The sequence below is a fragment of the Rathayibacter sp. VKM Ac-2754 genome, assembly GCF_009807095.1.
In the GTDB taxonomy this organism is placed as follows: domain Bacteria; phylum Actinomycetota; class Actinomycetes; order Actinomycetales; family Microbacteriaceae; genus Rathayibacter.
In genome coordinates this window covers 56575-73819 of the sequence record NZ_WUCC01000012.1, presented here as the reverse complement: position 1 = coordinate 73819, position 17245 = coordinate 56575, and the positions used below count along the sequence as shown (strand labels likewise).

Sequence of the window (17245 nt, the reverse complement as noted above, 5' to 3'; positions counted from 1 at the left end):
CATCCTGTCTTCTGACGCTGGTGGATCTCGATACGCCCGCTGCGCGGGCTGCTCGATCAGCGAAGAGGGGCTCACCCGCAGCGGATCGGGAGGACCTTCCGCAAGCTCGTTGCGCGAGGAGGGGGTCACTCGCAGCAGGTGGAAAGAGATCCCCGCAAGCTCGCTGGTCGAGTAGCCGCCGCAGGCGGCGTATCGAGACCCGCCGGCGTCAGCGGAACGGGACTGCAAGCCTCGCCTTCTGACGCTGGTGGATCTCGATACGCCCGCTCCGCGGGCTACTCGATCAGCGAGGGGGGGAGGGGGCCGCACGCAGCGGAAGCCAAGGGGTCCCCGCAAGCATGCTGGTCGAGCAGCCGCCGCAGGCGGCGTATCGAGACCCGCCAGCACCAGCAGATCGGGCCGTCGACCCGGTCTTCTGACGGACGTGGATCTCGATACGCCCGCGTCGCGGGCTACTCGATCAGCGAGTGGGGGCTCGAGCGGGAGATCACCGCCCTCAGGAGACCACTCATCGAGGTGGCGTCAGCCGGTGGGGGTGCCCGTCGGGTCGAGCGTGTTCGTGTCGGAGACGTCCGTGCACTCGCGGTCCTGGGGGATGTACGAGACGGCGTTCGCCAGGTCGACGACGGCCGAGGTCCCGGAGGCGCGGCTCTGATCGACGGTGATCTCGACGGCCGGGTCGCGACCGTAGGTGGTCAGCGTGTAGATGTCCTCGTCGGCCTGGGTCTCGTCGATGATCCAGTCGACGCCGCTGACCGAGACGCAGAGGTCGGTGGTCGGCCCGGGCGGCTCGACACCGCAGTGCAGGATGACCGCGGCGGGTGTTCCCCAGGCGGCCGTCCCCTGCGCGTTCGTCTCGCGCTCGGGCTGCTCGGCGACCACGTCGGGCAGGCGCACCGAGACCTCGGCGCAGCCGGGGTTCGTGGCGTCCGCAGCGGGTTCGAGGGCGACGGCGGCCGAGCATCCGGAGAGCAGGAGCACGGCTGACAGGGCGACGAGCGGGGTGCGGAGGCGGCGAGCGGACATCGTGGGCAACGCTAGCGTGTGAACCATGGCACCTCATCCGAGCCCCACCCTGGCCGAGCTCAGCGAGGGCGAGGTCCTCGCGAGGGTGCTGGGCAGGCTCGGCGGCGCCCCGGGATCGGAGACGCTCGTGGGCCCGGGCGACGACTCCGCCGTGCTGCGCGCCCCCGACGGCCGCTTCGTCGTGACCACCGACATGATGGTGCACGGCCCCGACTTCAGGCTCGCCTGGTCGACGCCGTTCGACCTCGGCTGGAAGGCCGCCGCGTCGAACCTCTCGGACGTCGCCGCGATGGGCGCCCGCCCGACCGCGCTCGTGGTCGCGATCGCCGCGCCGCAGGGGCTCGGCGTCGACGTCCTCGAGGGCATCGCCGAGGGGCTCGCGGCCGGCTGCGCCGCGATGGCGCCGGGGTGCGCGGTCGTCGGGGGCGACCTCTCCGCCTCCTCGACCCTGACCCTCGCGATCACCGCGTTCGGCTCGCTCGACGGCCGCGCCCCCGTGCTGCGCAGCGGAGCCCGGCCGGGTGACGTGGTCGCGACCGCGGGCGTGCTGGGTGCGGCGGGGCTCGGCCTCCGCCTCCTCTTCGAGCGGGCGACGACGGAGGGGGAGCCGTCGGCGTCACTCGCCCGTGCACTCCGCGAGCGGTTCCCCGAGGTGCTGGACGCCCAGCTGCGGCCGACTCCACCGCTCGCGGCCGGGGTCGCGGCGGGCGGGTCGGCGACGGCGATGATGGACGTGTCGGACGGCGTGGTGCTCGACGCGCGCCGGATGGCCCGGGCGAGCGGCGTCGTCATCGACCTCGACCCGGCGGCCGTCGACCGGCACGCCGGGCCGCTCACTGTGGTCGACGGCGTGGACGCCGCGCTCGCCCGCACCCTCGTCCTGGGCGGCGGGGAGGACCACGCGATGCTCGCGTGCTTCCCGCGCGGCGCGGCGCTGCCTCCGGAGTTCGCCGCCCTCGGCGTCGTGCGGGAGGGTGAGCCCGAGGTGCGTGTCGGAGGGGCCGCCCTCGACGAGCGCGGCGGCTGGGACCCCTACCTCGGCTGGGACGGCGCCGCGGGCTGATCGACGGCGCGGGACGCCCACCAGATCGTCGTCTCGCCGTAGTCCTTGCGCTTGTCGCGCTCGAGCCCGGCCGGCCAGCGAGGCTCGGGGCTGCGCGAGCTCCTCTCGACGACCACGACCGCGTCCTCGAGGAGGAGTGGCAGCACTCCCGCGAGATCGGCCGAGAGGTCGTCCTCGCCGAGGTCGTAGGGCGGGTCGAGGAAGACCGCGTCGACGTTGAGGGCGGGGGAGCCGTCGAGGAACGAGCGCACGGAGGCGGTCGCGACCTCGATCCGCGGCCGGGTCACCCGGTTCGAGGCGGCCGCGGCGATCAGGGCGCGCGCGTTCTCGCCGGCGGTCCGCGCCGCCTTCGGGTCGCGCTCGACGAGTACGACCGAGCTCGCGCCCCTGCTCGCGGCCTCGAGCCCGAGGGCCCCGGATCCCGCGTAGAGGTCGACCACCGTCGCTCCGCCCAGGTCGACCCGCGCCTCGAGAGCCGAGAAGACGGCCTCGCGGACCCTGTCGCTGGTGGGCCGGGTGCCCGTGCGGGGAACCCGGAGGGTGAGGGATCCGGCGAAGCCGGCGATGATCCTGGTCACCGCTCCGAGCATACGGCGCCACCGCCGCCCGGGAGAGCCCCGGGAACCCTGAGCCGATTTCCGGTTCCGACTGCGAGAATCACCAGTTATGACGTCCCTCGACTCCCACTCCTCCGCTGTCGACTCCGCTTCGGCCCCGGGGGCGTCGATGTCGCGCGAGGAGTTCACCGAGCACTGCGCGGCCATCCTGTCCAATCTGACGCGCGTGATCGACGGCAAGGACGCCGAGGTCTCGATGGCTCTGACGGTGTTCCTCGCGGGCGGGCACCTCCTGATGGAGGACGTGCCGGGCACCGGGAAGACGGTGCTCGCGAAGTCGCTCGCCGCCTCCGTGGGCGGCTCGGTGTCGCGGATCCAGTTCACGCCCGACCTGCTGCCCTCCGACGTCACGGGGGTCTCGGTGTACAACCAGGCGACCCGCGACTTCGAGTTCAAGCCCGGTCCGGTGTTCGCGAACGTGCTGATCGGCGACGAGATCAACCGCGCGTCTCCGAAGACGCAGTCGGCGCTGCTCGAGTGCATGGAGGAGCGCCAGGTGTCGGTCGACGGCGTCACGCACCTCCTCCCGCGGCCCTTCGCGGTCGTGGCCACGCAGAACCCGGTCGAGATGGAGGGCACGTACAGCCTCCCCGAGGCCCAGCGCGACCGCTTCATGGCGCGCCTCTCGCTCGGCTACCCCGACGAGCGGGCCGAGCTCGAGATGATCCGCACGCGCGACGCGCGGAGCCCGCTCGAGGAGCTGCGCCCGGTCGTCACCCGCGACGAGCTCGAGCGGATGATCGACTACGTGCAGTCGATCTACGTCGCGCCTCCGGTGCAGGAGTACGTGGTCGCGATCATGCAGGCCACGCGGATCGACCCCGAGCTCCGGCTCGGCGGCAGCCCGCGCGCGACGCTCCAGCTCATCGCCGCCGCCAAGGCGCTCGCGGCGATCAACGACCGCGACTTCGTCGTCCCCGACGACATCGACACCCTCGCGGTCCCCGTCCTCGGGCACCGCCTGCTGCCGGCCACCCGTCTGCCGGGGCGGTCGGGGACGAGCGCGTCCCACTCCGTCAGCGAGATCGTGCAGCGGATCGTCGCCGCGACCCCCGTGCCGTTCAGCGGCCGTGGCGCCTGACCCGCGCGGGGGCGACGCGCCCTCGACGCGCATCGGCTCGCTCCCCGCGCTCGCCGGCGTCGCTCTGACGCTGCGCGGCTGGGCGTTCGCGGCTCTCGGCACGGTGGCGGTCATCGCCGCACCGCTGACGGGCTTCCGCGAGCTGCTGTTCGTCGGCCTCGTGCTGCTGGGGCTGCCCTTCGGTGCGGTCGTGTCCCTGCTCGCGGGCAGCCCCGTCCTGCAGGTGCAGCGCCGCTTCGCTCCGCGCGTGGTCGCGGTGGGCGACGTGGTCGACGTCGACGTGCTCGTCGAGAACCGCGGCGGGCCGCTGCGCGCGGGCGCGCAGGCCGAGGACCGCCTCGAGCGGATCGAGCGCGGCGTGGCCTCCGGTCGGATCGTCGCCCGTGGAGGATTCTCCCTCCCGCCCGTCGGAGCCGCCGGGAGCGGCTCCGGTCGGATCCGCGCCCGCTACCGCCTCCCCGCGGGGCGCCGCGGCATCCATCGTCTCGGGCCCCTCCGCCTCGTCCGCGGCGATGCGCTCGGGCTGGCGCTGCGCGAGACGGTCTCGGGATCGGCGCAGTCGTTCGTGGTGACTCCGCGGGCCGTGCCGCTGCAGAGCGACGTGCTCGACGCCCACGGCGCCGGAGGGTCGAGTCCGGTCGCACACGCGACCGCCGGTGCCGGCACCGACGACGTCATTCCGCGCGACTACCGGCCGGGAGATGCGATGCGCCGCGTGCACTGGCGGGCCAGCGCGCGATCGGGCGAGCTCAAGGTGCGCCAGGACGAGCAGAACACCGACCCGCACGCCTGGATCCTGCTCGAGACCCGGGCGAGCCGGATGCTCGACGGGCGCCGCGACGAGCGGTTCGAGTGGGCCGTCTCGATGACCGCCTCGCTCGCCGTGCACCTGCTCGACCGTGGATTCGAGACGCACCTGGTCGAGACGGGCTCCGGCGCCGGGATGGGCCCGTCCGAGGACGAGCTCGAGCTCGCTCACGACGTGCTCCTGCGTCTCGCCGAGCTCGAGGCCGCCTCCGACTCGGTCGAGGCGGTCGGCCGCATCGCGGCCGAGATGCGCGAGGCCGGGGGAGTGCGCCCGGTCTTCGCGGTGCTGTCCCGACTCCGCGAGGAGGATCTGGCGTCGCTCGCCTCCCTCGCCGCCCACGCCCGGCCGGCGCTCGCCTTCGTCGTCGGGGGCAGCCCCGAGGAGGAGGCGGTGCTGACCTCGCTCGGCTGGTACGCCGTCTCGGTGTCGGTGGGCACTTCCATCGAGGAGGCGTGGGCCGACGCGCTCGCCCTCCGGGTGGTCGCGTGACGCGCCGCGACGGCTCGGCGCTGCTGAGCCTCCTCTTCTGGCTGGCGATCGTGGCGGCGGCCTCGGGCAGCGGCCGCCTGCTGAACGGGGTCGGCTGGCTCGTGCAGCTGGCCGTCGCGGTCGGCCTCGTGCTCGCGGTGCCGGCCGGCGCTCGGGCGCTGCGCGCGCATCCCGTCGTCCCGCCGATCCTGGCCACTCTGACGGCGGTCGGGGTCGTGACCGCGATGTTCGCGCCCGCCCGCTCGCTCCTCTTCCTGATCCCGACACCCGCGTCCGTCGCGGACGCCCGCGCCCTCGCCCAGAGCGGCTTCACCTCGATCGCGCAGCAGGGGCTGCCGGCGATCGCCGACGAGGGGATCTCCTTCCTCCTGGTCGGCGGAGTCGTGGTGCTCGCGTGGGCCACCGATCTCTTCGCGTTCTCGGTGCGCCTCCCCGCCCTGGCGGGGCTGTTCCCGGCGGCGCTGCTCGCGGTGCCCGCGGTGATCGACCCGGCCGACGTCTCGTGGCCGAGCCTCGTCCTGACCGCGCTGGCCTACGTCGCGATCCTGGCGGTGAGCGCCCGTCCGCGGCGTCCCGGCGCGCGCCGCCCGACGGTCGCCTCGGCCGCTCCGGCGGTCGGGATCGCGGCGGTCGTCGTCGTCGTGTCCGGCCTGCTCGCGGGATCGGCCGCCGGGTACGTGCGCACCTCCGCCTCGTCGGGGGTCTCGGGCACGCTGTTCAACGGCTCGATCGACCCCGTGGTCGCCCTCGGCGCCGACCTGCGCCGCCCCGACCCGGTCACCGTGCTGCGCTACGCCACCGACTCCGACCTCCCCGTCTACCTCCGGGTGCTCACGGTGTCCGACTTCGAGGGCGAGAACTGGGCGCCGAGCGCGACCGAGGAGACCGCTCCGATCGACGAGCCCATCGCTCCCGAGGGGCTGGCCGGGAGCGTGCCGCGGCTGAGCGAGGAGGTCGACGTCTCGGTCGAGACGCTCCGGAGCCAGTGGCTGCCGGTGCCGTACCCCGTCGAGTCGGTCAGCGGAGTCGGCGACGGCTGGCTGCAGGACGTGCAGGACGGCTCCATCCGCGGCGACGCGACGACCCGGGCCGGCGACGAGTACGACGTCGCGGCGCTGCGGCTCGAGCCCGACCCGCAGCAGCTGCTCGACGCTCCGGCCCCCGCGGGGCTCGAGCGCTACCTCGCGCTCCCGGACGACGTGCCGGAGATCGTGCGGACCACCGCCGCCGAGGTGACCGCCGACGACACCACGGCCTACGACCGCGCGCGGTCCCTGCAGTCCTACTTCCGCTCGTCGGAGTTCGCCTACTCGGAGGACACCCCGGCCGAGGAGGGCTACGACGGAGACGGCGTCGGCGTCCTGGAGTCCTTCCTCACCGTCCGCGAGGGCTACTGCGTGCACTTCGCCTCGGCCATGGCGGTCATGGCGCGGGATCTCGGCATCCCGTCGCGACTCGCGATCGGCTACCAGCCGGGGTCGGTCGTGCCCTCGAGCGACTCCGACCTGACGACCTACCGCGTGATGTCGTCCGATCTGCACGCGTGGCCCGAGCTGTACTTCGAGGGCGTCGGCTGGCTGCCCTTCGAGCCGACCCCGAGCCGCGGCGCTCCGGCGTCGTACACACTGCCCAGCGCGACGTCGTCGACGGGGTCCAGCACTCCGGGGGCGGCGGCGAGCGCGGCACCGGGGACGACGCCCGAGGCGAGCGCGGCGCCCACCTCGACCGCGCCGACCTCGACCGCCACGGCGGGAGCGCTCGGCGGTTCGTCGGTGTCGGCGGCTCCTGCCGTCACCGCCTGGGTGCTGCTCCTGCTGCTCCTGCTGGTGCCCTGGCTGCTGCGCGTCGTGCAGCGCTCCCTCCGCCGGCGCGCAGCGGCGCGCGGATCGACGGAGGCCGCCTGGACCGAGCTGCTCGCGAGCGCCAGGGATCTCGGGATCCCGGTCGAGGCGACCGCGACTCCGCGAGCGCAGGAGGCTCTCATCGCCTCCGCGGTCGGGAGCGGCGAGGCGCGCGAGGCGCTGCGGGGACTCCGGCAGACCCTCGAGCGGGTGCGGTACGCGCCGGTCGCGTCCGACGCCGGCTCGTCGTGGGCCGCCTCCGCGCAGGTCGTCTCGGCCCTCCGCGCCGAGGCCGGCGTGCCGCGCCGGGTGCTCGCCGCCGTGCTGCCGCGTTCGGCGTTCACGCCGCAGCGACGCGCGGTGGCCGCCCTATGATCGCTAGGTGATCCAGGACCCGCTCGACGCCGGCCTCGCGGCGGTCGTCGGCCCGCGCACCGCGGCCGCCGTCGAGAAGGCGTTCGGCTACCGCACCGTGGGCGAGCTCCTCGGGCACTATCCGCGGCGCTACGCGAAGCGCGGCGAGCTGACCGCGCTCTCGCAGCTCCCGGTCGGCGAGAGCGTCACGATCGTGGCCGAGGTGCGCGAGGTGCACGAGCGCCCGATGAAGAACCGGCCCGGGAAGCTGCTCGAGGTGGTCATCTCGGACGGCACGGGCACGCTCTCTCTCACGTTCTTCAACCAGTCGTGGCGGATGGCGAAGCTGCACCGCGGCGCGCGGGGGATCTTCGCGGGCACGGTCTCGATGTTCCGCCAGACCAAGCAGCTGACGCATCCCGACTACCGACTCTTCGACGACGAGGAGGCCGCTGCGGCCGGCGGGGTCGAGCTGGCGAAGGACTGGGCGGAGCGGCCGATCCCGATCTATCCGGCGACGAGCGCGCTCTCGAGCTGGCAGCTCCAGTCGGCGATGGCCGTGCTGCTCGACGGGCTGGGCGCGGTGCCCGACCCGATGCCCGACTCGGTGCGGTCGGGCCGCTCGCTGATGCCCCTCGGCGAGGCGCTCGAGCTGATCCACCGACCCCAGCGGGAGGGGGACGAGGCGCAGGCGCGCGAGACCCTGCGCTTCCACGAGGCCTTCCTCCTCCAGCTCGCTCTGCTCGAGCGCCGAGCGGCGGCGAAGGCCACGCCGGCGACCCCGCGGACGCCCTCGCCCGGTGGTCTGCTCGAGCGCTTCGACTCCGTGCTCCCGTTCGAGCTCACCGGCGATCAGCGCGCCGTCGGGGCCGAGATCGCCGACGACCTCGCGACCGAGAGCCCGATGTCGCGCCTCGTGCAGGGCGAGGTCGGCTCGGGCAAGACGCTGGTGGCCCTCCGCGCCATGCTGACGACGGCCGAGAGCGGCGGTCAGGCCGCCCTGCTGGCGCCCACCGAGGTGCTCGCCGGCCAGCACCTGCGCTCGATCGCCAGGACCCTCGGCCCCGAGCTCTCGGCGGAGCTGGTGCCCACGCTGCTCACCGGCGGTCTCGGTGCCGCGGAGCGACGCGCGGCGCTCCTGCGCATCGTCTCGGGCACCGCCAAGATCGTCGTCGGCACGCACGCGCTCCTCGGCGACAAGGTGACGTTCTACGACCTCGGGCTCGTCGTGATCGACGAGCAGCACCGCTTCGGCGTCGACCAGCGCGACACCCTCCGCCGCAAGGGGGCGCAGCCGCCGCACGTGCTCGTGCTCACCGCGACGCCCATCCCGCGGACCGTCGCGATGACCGTGTTCGGCGACCTCGACACCTCGACGATCCGCGAGCTGCCCGCCGGCCGCCCCGGGATCACGAGCCACGTCGTGTCGCTCACCGACAGCCCCGGGCTGATCGCCCGGGCCTGGGAGCGGGCGGAGGAGGAGATCCGAGCCGGTCACCAGGTGTACATCGTCTGCCCCGCGATCGAGCCTGGGGAGGTCGCCGAGGGCGTCGTCGCGCCGGAGGACGCCGCGACTCCGCTGTCGACGGTGGCGGCCACGATCGAGGGGGTCAGGAGGCACGCGCTGCTGTCGAAGCGCCGCTCCGCCGCCCTGCACGGACGCATGAGCACCGACGAGAAGGACGCCGTCATGCGCGCGTTCGCGGCCGGGGAGATCGACGTCCTCGTCTCGACCACCGTCATCGAGGTGGGCGTCGACGTCCCCAACGCCTCGATGATGATCGTGCTCGACGCCGAGCGCTTCGGCGTCTCGCAGCTGCACCAGCTCCGGGGGCGGATCGGCCGCGGAGGCGTGCCTGGCGTGTGCCTCTTCGTCACGGCGGCCGAGGCGGGGACGATCGCGCGGGAGCGGGTCGAGGCCGTCGCCGCGACGCTCGACGGCTTCGAGCTGGCCGAGGTCGACCTGGAGCTGCGGCGCGAGGGCGACGTGCTCGGCGACTCGCAGTCGGGCGGTCGCTCCTCCCTCCGCCTGCTGCGCGTGGTGCAGGACGCACCGCTCATCGTCGAGGCGCGTGCCCTGGCCGAGAGGCTCCTCGAGGAGGATCCGCGGCTCGCCGAGCACGACCGGCTCCGCGCGGCGCTCGAGCGCCGAGTGCAGGACCGCGACCGCGAGTTCCTCGCCAAGAGCTGACCATCGCTGTTCAGGGACGTGCCGCCGGCGACGGCTACGCTTTCGGCATGGCCCGCATCGCCGTCGTCCCCGGTTCGTTCGACCCCGTCACGCTCGGGCATCTCGACGTCATCGAGCGCGCCGCCCGCCTCGTCGACGAGCTGCACGTGGTGGTCGTGCACAACCCGTCCAAGACCGCCCTGCTGCCGATCACCCAGCGCGTCGCCCTGATCGAGCAGTCGATCCAGGAGGCGGGTCTCGAGGGGTCCTTCGTGGTCGCGTCGTGGAGCATGGGGCTCCTCGTCGACTACTGCACCGACGTCGGCGCCAGCGTCCTGGTCAAGGGGATCCGCTCGCAGGTCGACGTCGCCTACGAGACGCCGATGGCGATCGTGAACCGCAACCTCGCCCACGTCGAGACGGTGTTCCTCCTGCCCGATCCCGCCCACGCCCACGTCTCGAGCTCGCTCGTGCGCCAGGTCTCGAGCCTGGGAGGCGATATCTCGCCGTACGTGCCGCCCGCGGTCGCCGCCTTCCTCACCTCCTGACTCCGCCGCCCGTGGACGCCGCACCCCCGCCCGCCCGCGAGAATGGAGGGGTGAGTGCGACGCGAGTGCAGGCCTGGACCCTCGACGGGATCCCCGAGGTGGTCCCCGGGGACGACCTCCTCGAGCTGATCCTCGCCTCCGTCGCCGCGGCGCCCGAGGAGGACCGCCCGATCGACGGCGACATCCTCGTCGTCACCAGCAAGATCGTCTCGAAGGCCGAGGGCCGCCTCGTCGCCGCCGAGGACCGCGAGGACGCGATCACCGCCGAGACCGTGCGGGTCGTCGCGACCCGCGCTCACGCGCACGGCGTCACGCGCATCGTCGAGAACCGGCTCGGCATCGTGCAGGCCGCGGCGGGCGTCGACTCGAGCAACGTGGCCGAGGGCACCGTGCTGCTCCTGCCCGAGGATCCGGACGCGTCGGCGCGCGTTCTCTGCGAAGGGCTCCGCAGCCGTCTCGGAGCGCGGGTCGCCGTCATCGTCAGCGACACCCTGGGCCGGGCGTGGCGCGTCGGCCAGACCGACGCGGCCATCGGCGCGGCGGGCCTCGAGGTCGTCGACGACCTGCGCGGAGCGACCGACGCCCTCGGACGCACCCTCGGCGTCACCATGCCGGCCGTCGCCGACGAGATCGCGGGCCTCGGCGACCTCGTGAAGGGCAAGGCCACCGGCCGCCCGGTCGCGGTCGTCCGCGGTCTCGCGCGACTGGTGACCGACCTGGACGCGCCGGGGGCGCGCTCGCTCACCCGGACGGGGCCCGAGGACATGTTCCGTCTCGGCGCCGACGAGGCGTACGCCGAGGGCGTGGCGGCCGGTCGCGCGGCCGCGGGGGAGCGATGAGCGTCGGCTGGAGCGCCGTCGTCGTCTTCAAGGGCCGCGGCTCGTCGAAGACGCGGCTCGACCTCGAGGCGCGCGCGGTGCTGGCCGAGGCGTTCCTCCTCGACACGCTCGCGGCCGCCAGGGCAGCGCAGGACGTCGCGACCCTGATCCTGGTCACCTCCGACGCGGAGGCGGCCGCGCTCGCGCTCGCCGCCGATCCCGCCCTCGTCGTGCTCGCCGATCCCGGCACCCTGAACAGCGCCGTCACTGCCGGAGTCGCGCACGCTCTGCGGGAGCGGCCGGAGGCGCCCGTGGTCGCGCTGACCGGCGACCTCCCAGCGCTGGTGCCCGTCGATCTCGATCGCGCGCTGCGTGCGGCGGTGAGGCTCCCGGCGGTCGTGCCCGACCGCGCCGGCACGGGGACGACGGCCCTCCTCCTCGCGCCGTCGGCGCTGATCGAGTCCGCCTTCGGCCTCGACTCGTTCGCGCGCCACCTCGTGGCCGGCTGCACCGCCGTCGACGTGCCGCGCGCCTCCACGCTGCGCCTCGACGTCGACACCCTCGACGACCTGCGCGACGCGGAGGCGGCCGGCGTCGGCCCGCGCACCGCCCGCGCCCTCGCCGCCGCGGCCTGACGCGGGTCCGGGGCTCCCCCCTACCCTCACCCGGGTCGGACGCTCGCGTCAGCCGGCGAGGAGGCCCTCCTCGAAGGCGGCGGTGAGGTCGCGGTGGATCTCCAGAGGTTCGCCGTCGACGGCGCGGATCGGCACGGCCCGGCGCGTGCTGGAGACGAGCCAGGCGGCGTCCGCCCTGGCCAGCGCCGCCACCGGCAGCTCACGGCGAGCGGAGTCGAGGCCGTGGTCGCCGCCGAGCGCCAGGATCCGCGAGACGGTCGTCCCGTCGAGGATCCCGCGGCCCGCGACCGGCGTCGTCAGCACGCCGTCGAGCAGCAGCACGAGGCTCGACGTCGCGCCCTCGAGCAGCCAGCCGTCGCTGGTGCGCCAGACCACGTCGTCCGCCCCGCGGAGGCGAGCCTCGCGCAGGGCGGCACGCGTCACGGCGCCCGAGGTGCTCTTCACCCCGCCGAGCAGCCACGGCGCGGCGTCGGTCGCTCCGCGGGCGTAGCCGCGATCGAGGACCGCCACCGCGACTCCGCCCGCTCGCAGCGCGCTCGCATCGGGTGTCGGCTCGACGCGGACGGTGCACCGGGCGCCGTCCGCCTCGCGGTACCCGGCGACGAGCCGCACCGAGAGGTCGTCGGCCGCGTCGTGCTCGGCGAGGGCGAGCTCCACCGCGGCGGTCCAGGCGTCGTCGTCGGGGAGGCGGAGTGCGATCGCGTCCGCCGAGGCCCGGAGCCGGCCGAGGTGCTCCTCGAGCCCGTGAGGACGGCCGTGGATCACCGCGAGAGTCTCGAAGACCCCGTCGCCGCGGAGGTAGCCGGGCTCGTCCACCCGCACGAGTCCCGCCTCCGGATCACGCAGCTCGGCGGCACCGGAGACGATCTCGACGAGGACGGGAGAGCTCATGCCCCCATCCTGGACCGTCGGAGTCGCTCAGCGGGCGCCGAGCCCCGCCGCGACGTCCTCGGCGGTCGTCAGCTCGCGCAGGGCCGACGGCCGGAGTCCCTCGGTGCTCAGGACGTCGGCAGCAGCGAGCACGCCGACGTCGAGCCCGGTCAGCTCGCCGATCAGCGACACGGCGACCTGGAACGTCTTGAAGCCGCCGAGCGGGACGAGTCCCTCGCGCGTGATCCCCTCGACGAGCTCGGTCTGATCGAGCAGGTAGGCGCTCGTCGCGGTGGTCTCGCCGTCGGGGCTCCACGCAGCGATCTTCCAGAAGCGGCGGGGGATCCCGACGCCCCGGTACACGGGATCGCCGTCGGCGAGGACCGGCCCGGTGAAGACGTCGAGGCGGGTCCGCCAGGTCTGCGCGTAGTCGAGCACCAGCGTCTCGAGGCCGAGCCAGAGCTCCTTCGACTGGTTGAAGCCGCTCGCCTGGGGCGCCGCGTTCGTGTAGCAGAAGCTGTCGACGTTGGCGGCGCGCGCCTCGGCAGGCTCGCCCCACACGGGGTCGCGCCGGCGGACGAGGTGCCCCCGGTCGAAGTCGTTGCGGGCGTAGACCTCTGGACCGGTCTGCTCGGAGGCGGGGATGCGGTCGTCGAGGTGCCAGTCGTCGCCGCGGCCGAGGTCGAGCAGGCGGGCGCCGTCGATGTTGACCGCGGTCGAGAGCGCCAGCCGCCGCTCGGGATCGAGCAGCACCTCGAAGTGCGTGTACGGCAGCTCCCTCGTCGCGCGCTCGGCGGACGGGCGGAGCGCGCCGACCACGGGGCCGAGGAAGGAGTCGTCGAAGCCGCTCACTCCTCGACCTCCCCGGTGGCCGTAGGCGTCGGTGTCGGTGCGGGCGTCTCCGTGGCGGCCGGTGCGGGAGTCGCCTCCGGCGTCTCGGTGGCGGTCGGCGTCGCGGCGGGCGCCTGGGTCGCCGGTGCCGGGACCTGGGAGCCGTTGCTCACGAGCAGGGTGATGCTCGAGTAGCGCGGCGCCGTCGTGCCGGCGCCCGGATCGGTGCCCGCGACGGTGCCGGCGGCGGCCGCGGAGTCGACGGTCGCGCCCTCCTCGACGTCGAAGCCGAGATCCTCCAGGGTCTCGGTCGCGGCGTCGACCGACTGCCCGGTGACGTTCGGGACGGTGACCTGGCGGCCGTTCAGCAGCGCGCTGGAGGGATCGGCGAAGTCGTCTCCGCCGTACTTCTCGTCGGCCCGTGTCATCACGGCGTTCCAGATGTAGTGGCGCACGTTCGAGGCGTAGGCGTCGCGTCCGGTCTCGGTGTTCTCGACCAGCACCCTGCGCATCGAGGCGTCGCCCGTGATGTTGCCCACCCAGACGACCGTGGCGACCCGGGACGAGGCCCCGTCCATCCAGGTGTGCACGGCGTCGTCGGTCGTGCCGGTCTTGCCGATGTGCTCGATGCCGTCGTCGGGATCGGAGGCGGCCGCGGTCCCGCCGGTCACCACGTCCTGCAGGGCGTCGGTGGCGACGGCGGTCAGCTCGGGCGAGAGCGCCTGGTTGCAGGTCGTGACGGGAGGCTGGACCGCCGCGCCCGCGGAGTCGGTGATCGAGTCGATGGCGATCGCGCTGCAGGCGCTGCCGTTGTTCGCGAAGCCGGCGAAGGCCGTCACCATCGACAGCGGCGCGATCTGGTCGGCCGAGCCGAGGATCGCCGAGGGGAAGTAGCTGAGCTCGGCGCCGGAGGCGGTCTTCACCCCGAAGGCGGCCGCCTGGTCGCGGATCGCGCAGAGGTCGAGCTGCTGCGCCATCGCCACGAAGACCGTGTTGATCGAGCGCATGGTGCCCTGCAGCACGCTGAAGGTGCCGTTCTCGCCGTCGTCGTTGTTGACCTCGAACTCGCCGTTCCACTCGCCTCCGGGAGCGCACGAGGCGGGGAAGTCGTCGAAGGTCCGCTCGCGCCCGTTCACGGTCTCGTAGATGGTGTGCCCGTTGGCGAGCCACTGCGCGAGGGTGAAGACCTTGTAGGTCGAGCCGACCTGGAACCCGGCGGAGCCGCCGTACGCGGTGTCCGTGCTGAAGTTGATCGCCGAGAAGTTCTCTCCGTTGACGGAGCCGGCGGCGTCGTAGTCCTTGTTCTGCGTCATCGCGAGGATCCGGCCCGTGCCGACCTCCATCGAGACGGTCGCGCTGCCGATGTTGACGTCGTCGACGGGCGTCTTCGGCACCCACTGGTTCGTCGTCGCGGTCGCGACGTCCTGCAGGTCGCGGTCGAGCGTCGTGTAGATCTTGTAGCCGCCGCGCTGGAAGTTCGCGAAGCGGGCGTTCTCGTCGTCGCCGAAGGCGGGGTCGTTGCGGATGACCCAGGTCACGTAGTCGCAGAAGTAGGCGGCGTTGCCGGCGGTCTGGCAGCCGGTCTGGGTCGGCGCGATGGCCGGGACGACCTCCTCGGCGACGGCGGCGTCGTGGTCGGCCTGGGTGATCTTCCCCTCCTGGAGCATCTGGTCGAGGACGTAGTCGCGGCGGACCTTGTTCTCGGGGATGTTCTCGGGCTGGTCGATGCGCAGGTTGTTCGGGTTGTTGACGGTGGCGATCAGGCTGGCCGACTGCGCGAGAGTGAGGTTCGCGGCCGATGTCGAGAAGTAGTACTCGGCCGCCGCCTGGATCCCGTAGACCTGGCCGCCGAAGCCGGCGATGTTGAGGTAGCCGAGGAGGATGTCGTCCTTGCTGTACTTCTTCTCGAGGTCGACGGCGAGCTTCATCTCCTTGAGCTTGCGCGCGGGAGTGGTGGCCGTCGCCTCGGCGTAGGCGGCCTCGGACGCGGCCGGGTCGGTGTCGCTCAGCGACTCCGCCTTCTGCACGAGGACGTTCTTGACGTACTGCTGCGTGATCGAGGAGCCGCCCTGCAGGTCGCCGCCGAACACGTTGCTGAGGACCGCGCGGATCGTGCCCTGCAGGTCGACTCCGCCGTGGTCGTAGAAGCGCGGGTCCTCGGTGGCGACCGCCGCGTCCTTGACGAACTGGCTGACCTGGTCGAACGCCACCTCCTCGCGGTTCTGCGCGTAGAAGGAGGCGAGCAGCTGGTCGGACCCGTCGGTGTTCTTCGCGTAGATCTCGGTCTTCTGCGCCAGCTGGCCCAGCTCGAGGTACTCGGGGACGGTCTCGAAGAGTCCGATCGGGTTGTTCTCGGCGAGGCCGGTGACGGCGAGGGCGGGCGTGACGCCGACTGTGATCAGCAGACCGCCGGCGATGCTCGCTCCGGCGACGGCGAGCACGCGGGCGAGCATGCCGCCGCGGGTGGTTCCTTGCGCAGACATGGCTACGAGAGTAGGCGACGAGTCTGGATCCGGGGTGCCGCCCCCTCCGGTGGCGCTCGGAGTACGGTGAGCGGATGAGCCGGATCCCGCAGTGAGCGCCGCCGTCGACCCCGCGGAGAAGGCCCGTCGAGCGGTCCTCGTCGTGGCGGTCCTCGCCTCCTTCGTCGCCTTCCTCGACGGCACTGTCGTCAACGTGGCCCTGCCCGCGATCTCGCGCGAGCTCGGCGGCGGACTCGTCACCCAGCAGTGGGTGGTGGACGGCTACCTGATCACTCTCGGCGCGCTGATCCTCGTGGCGGGATCGCTCGCCGATCGCATCGGACGCGCCAGGAGCATGACGATCGGGCTGATCGGCTTCGGCGCGACATCGCTCCTGTGCGCGGCCGCCCCGACGGCCGAGGTGCTGATCGTCGCGCGGATGCTGCAGGGCGCGGCGGGGGCGATCCTCGTCCCCAGCTCGCTCGCCCTGATCATCGCGACGGTGCGCGGCGCGGCGCAGGCGAAGACGATCGGCGCCTGGACGGCCTGGACCGGCACCGCGACGATCACCGGACCCGTGATCGGCGGGCTCCTGGTCGACGCCGGCTCGTGGCGGTACGTCTTCGCGCTGAACATCCTCCCGATCGCGCTCACCCTGGTGCTGCTGCGCCGGCTCGGTCATGTCGACTCCGGGACGCGGGTGCCGATCGACGGCGTCGGCGCGGTGCTCGGAGTGATCGGGCTCGGCGGCCCCGTCTTCGCCCTCATCGAGCAGGAGCGGCTGGGCTTCGAGGATCCGCTCGTGCTGACCGCCCTGATCGGGGGAGTGGCGGCGCTGATCGCCTTCGTCCTCTGGGAGCGGCGCGCACCGCATCCGATGCTGCCGCTGTCGCTCTTCGCGACGCGCAACTTCACCGTGGGCAACATCGCGACCGCGTTCATCTACGGGGCTCTCTCGTTCGGCTTCTTCGCGCTCGGGCTCTTCCTGCAGCAGGGCCTGGGCTTCTCGGCGACCCTCGCGGGTGTCGCGACGCTGCCGCCGACCGTGCTGCTGCTCCTGCTGTCGCAGTACGCGGGCTCGCTGTCGGCGCGCTTCGGCCCGCGCCTCTTCATGGGGGTCGGTCCGCTCGTCGCCGGCGGCGGGTTCCTCCTGATGATCGGCGCGAGCGAGCCGGGGGACTACCTGACCCGGCTGCTGCCCGGCATCGTGCTGTTCGGCCTGGGCCTCGCGGTGACGGTCGCCCCGCTGACCTCGACGATCCTCGGCGCCGTGTCGAGCGAGCACAGCGGAGTCGGCTCCGCCGTCAACAACGCGGTCTCGCGCATCGCGGGCCTGGTCGCCATCGCCGCCACCTCGCTCATCGTCGGCGACACGCTCGACGCCGCCGGGTTCTCGCGCGCCGCCCTCGCGACCGCCCTCCTCCTGATCGCCGGCGGCCTAGTCTCCCTCGCCGGCATCCGCAACCCGGCGCGCACCTGACCGACCCGGCTCGCTGCCCCCATGTTGGTCGAGTAGCCCCGCAGGGGCGTATCGAGACCCACCCGCTTCAGCAGATGGGGCTTCTGCCCCGGCCTTCTGAAGGACGTGGATCTCGATACGCCCGCTGCGCGGGCTACTCGATCGGCGAGGGG

At 73.4% G+C, this 17245-nt stretch carries 14 protein-coding genes; 9 read left to right on the top strand and 5 right to left on the bottom strand.

What is annotated here, in order from left to right; genetic code table 11:
• Positions 1-522 precede the first annotated feature (522 nt).
• A complete protein-coding gene (locus tag GRS92_RS16710; RefSeq protein WP_159858622.1) occupies positions 523-1026 on the bottom strand; it encodes a DUF3515 domain-containing protein in 504 nt (167 codons plus the stop codon).
• A 25-nt stretch (positions 1027-1051) separates the two neighbouring features.
• Here GRS92_RS16710 and thiL point away from each other — a divergent pair, with 25 nt between their 5' ends.
• Positions 1052-2089 carry a thiamine-phosphate kinase gene (thiL, locus tag GRS92_RS16705; protein ID WP_159858619.1) on the top strand — a complete coding sequence of 346 codons (1038 nt, stop codon included), beginning with the start codon at positions 1052-1054 and terminating at the stop codon, positions 2087-2089.
• Here thiL and rsmD read toward each other — a convergent pair.
• A complete protein-coding gene (gene rsmD, locus GRS92_RS16700; RefSeq protein ID WP_159858616.1) occupies positions 2059-2667 on the bottom strand; it encodes a 16S rRNA (guanine(966)-N(2))-methyltransferase RsmD in 609 nt (202 codons plus the stop codon). The genes thiL and rsmD overlap by 31 nt on opposite strands.
• 88 nt (positions 2668-2755) lie before the next feature.
• Between rsmD and GRS92_RS16695 the strand changes: the two genes are divergently transcribed.
• Genes GRS92_RS16695 through cofC form a run of 7 tightly spaced genes read left to right on the top strand, consistent with a single transcriptional unit; the run spans position 2756 to position 11450 of the window.
• Positions 2756-3787: an AAA family ATPase gene (locus GRS92_RS16695; RefSeq protein WP_159858613.1), complete on the top strand. Its 1032-nt coding sequence runs from the start codon at positions 2756-2758 to the stop codon at positions 3785-3787.
• Positions 3777-5084 (top strand): DUF58 domain-containing protein, encoded by a 1308-nt coding sequence (locus GRS92_RS16690; RefSeq protein ID WP_159858610.1) that lies wholly within the window; start codon positions 3777-3779, stop codon positions 5082-5084. Before GRS92_RS16695 ends, GRS92_RS16690 begins: the two co-directional genes overlap by 11 nt.
• A complete protein-coding gene (locus GRS92_RS16685; RefSeq protein ID WP_159858607.1) occupies positions 5081-7300 on the top strand; it encodes a transglutaminase family protein in 2220 nt (739 codons plus the stop codon). The genes GRS92_RS16690 and GRS92_RS16685 overlap by 4 nt, the downstream gene beginning before the upstream one ends.
• Before the next feature lie 7 nt (positions 7301-7307).
• Positions 7308-9470 carry an ATP-dependent DNA helicase RecG gene (locus GRS92_RS16680; protein ID WP_442966246.1) on the top strand — a complete coding sequence of 721 codons (2163 nt, stop codon included), beginning with the start codon at positions 7308-7310 and terminating at the stop codon, positions 9468-9470.
• A 47-nt stretch (positions 9471-9517) separates the two neighbouring features.
• Positions 9518-9997: a pantetheine-phosphate adenylyltransferase gene (coaD, locus tag GRS92_RS16675; protein WP_159858604.1), complete on the top strand. Its 480-nt coding sequence runs from the start codon at positions 9518-9520 to the stop codon at positions 9995-9997.
• Positions 9998-10047: 50 nt separating this feature from the next.
• Entirely contained in the window at positions 10048-10836 is a 789-nt protein-coding gene (cofE, locus tag GRS92_RS16670; protein WP_235022088.1) for a coenzyme F420-0:L-glutamate ligase, read from the top strand.
• Entirely contained in the window at positions 10833-11450 is a 618-nt protein-coding gene (gene cofC / locus GRS92_RS16665) for a 2-phospho-L-lactate guanylyltransferase (RefSeq protein ID WP_159858601.1), read from the top strand. Before cofE ends, cofC begins: the two co-directional genes overlap by 4 nt.
• A gap of 48 nt (positions 11451-11498) precedes the next feature.
• On the opposite strand, the gene GRS92_RS16660 is transcribed toward cofC, so the two are convergent.
• The 3 genes from GRS92_RS16660 to GRS92_RS16650 are packed head-to-tail and all read right to left on the bottom strand — an operon-like array spanning position 11499 to position 15634.
• Positions 11499-12341 carry an aminotransferase class IV gene (locus GRS92_RS16660; RefSeq protein WP_159858598.1) on the bottom strand — a complete coding sequence of 281 codons (843 nt, stop codon included), beginning with the start codon at positions 12339-12341 and terminating at the stop codon, positions 11499-11501.
• A 27-nt stretch (positions 12342-12368) separates the two neighbouring features.
• On the bottom strand, positions 12369-13172 hold the full coding sequence (locus tag GRS92_RS16655) for a DNA/RNA non-specific endonuclease (protein ID WP_159858595.1): 804 nt from the start codon (positions 13170-13172) through the stop codon (positions 12369-12371).
• Positions 13169-15634, bottom strand: coding sequence for a transglycosylase domain-containing protein (locus GRS92_RS16650; RefSeq protein WP_159858592.1), 2466 nt, complete (start codon positions 15632-15634; stop codon positions 13169-13171). Before GRS92_RS16650 ends, GRS92_RS16655 begins: the two co-directional genes overlap by 4 nt.
• A 91-nt stretch (positions 15635-15725) precedes the next feature.
• Here GRS92_RS16650 and GRS92_RS16645 point away from each other — a divergent pair, with 91 nt between their 5' ends.
• Positions 15726-17093: an MFS transporter gene (locus GRS92_RS16645; RefSeq protein WP_159858589.1), complete on the top strand. Its 1368-nt coding sequence runs from the start codon at positions 15726-15728 to the stop codon at positions 17091-17093.
• Positions 17094-17245 lie beyond the last annotated feature (152 nt).

Bases quoted from the DNA above. Each gene is read 5' to 3' on its own strand.
- GRS92_RS16710 (WP_159858622.1), bottom strand. From the start codon at position 1,026: ATGTCCGCTCGCCGCCTCCGCACCCCGCTCGTCGCCCTGTCAGCCGTG.
- thiL (WP_159858619.1), top strand. From the start codon at position 1,052: ATGGCACCTCATCCGAGCCCCACCCTGGCCGAGCTCAGCGAGGGCGAG.
- GRS92_RS16695 (WP_159858613.1), top strand. From the start codon at position 2,756: ATGACGTCCCTCGACTCCCACTCCTCCGCTGTCGACTCCGCTTCGGCC.
- coaD (WP_159858604.1), top strand. From the start codon at position 9,518: ATGGCCCGCATCGCCGTCGTCCCCGGTTCGTTCGACCCCGTCACGCTC.
- cofC (WP_159858601.1), top strand. From the start codon at position 10,833: ATGAGCGTCGGCTGGAGCGCCGTCGTCGTCTTCAAGGGCCGCGGCTCG.
- GRS92_RS16660 (WP_159858598.1), bottom strand. From the start codon at position 12,341: ATGAGCTCTCCCGTCCTCGTCGAGATCGTCTCCGGTGCCGCCGAGCTG.
- GRS92_RS16650 (WP_159858592.1), bottom strand. From the start codon at position 15,634: ATGTCTGCGCAAGGAACCACCCGCGGCGGCATGCTCGCCCGCGTGCTC.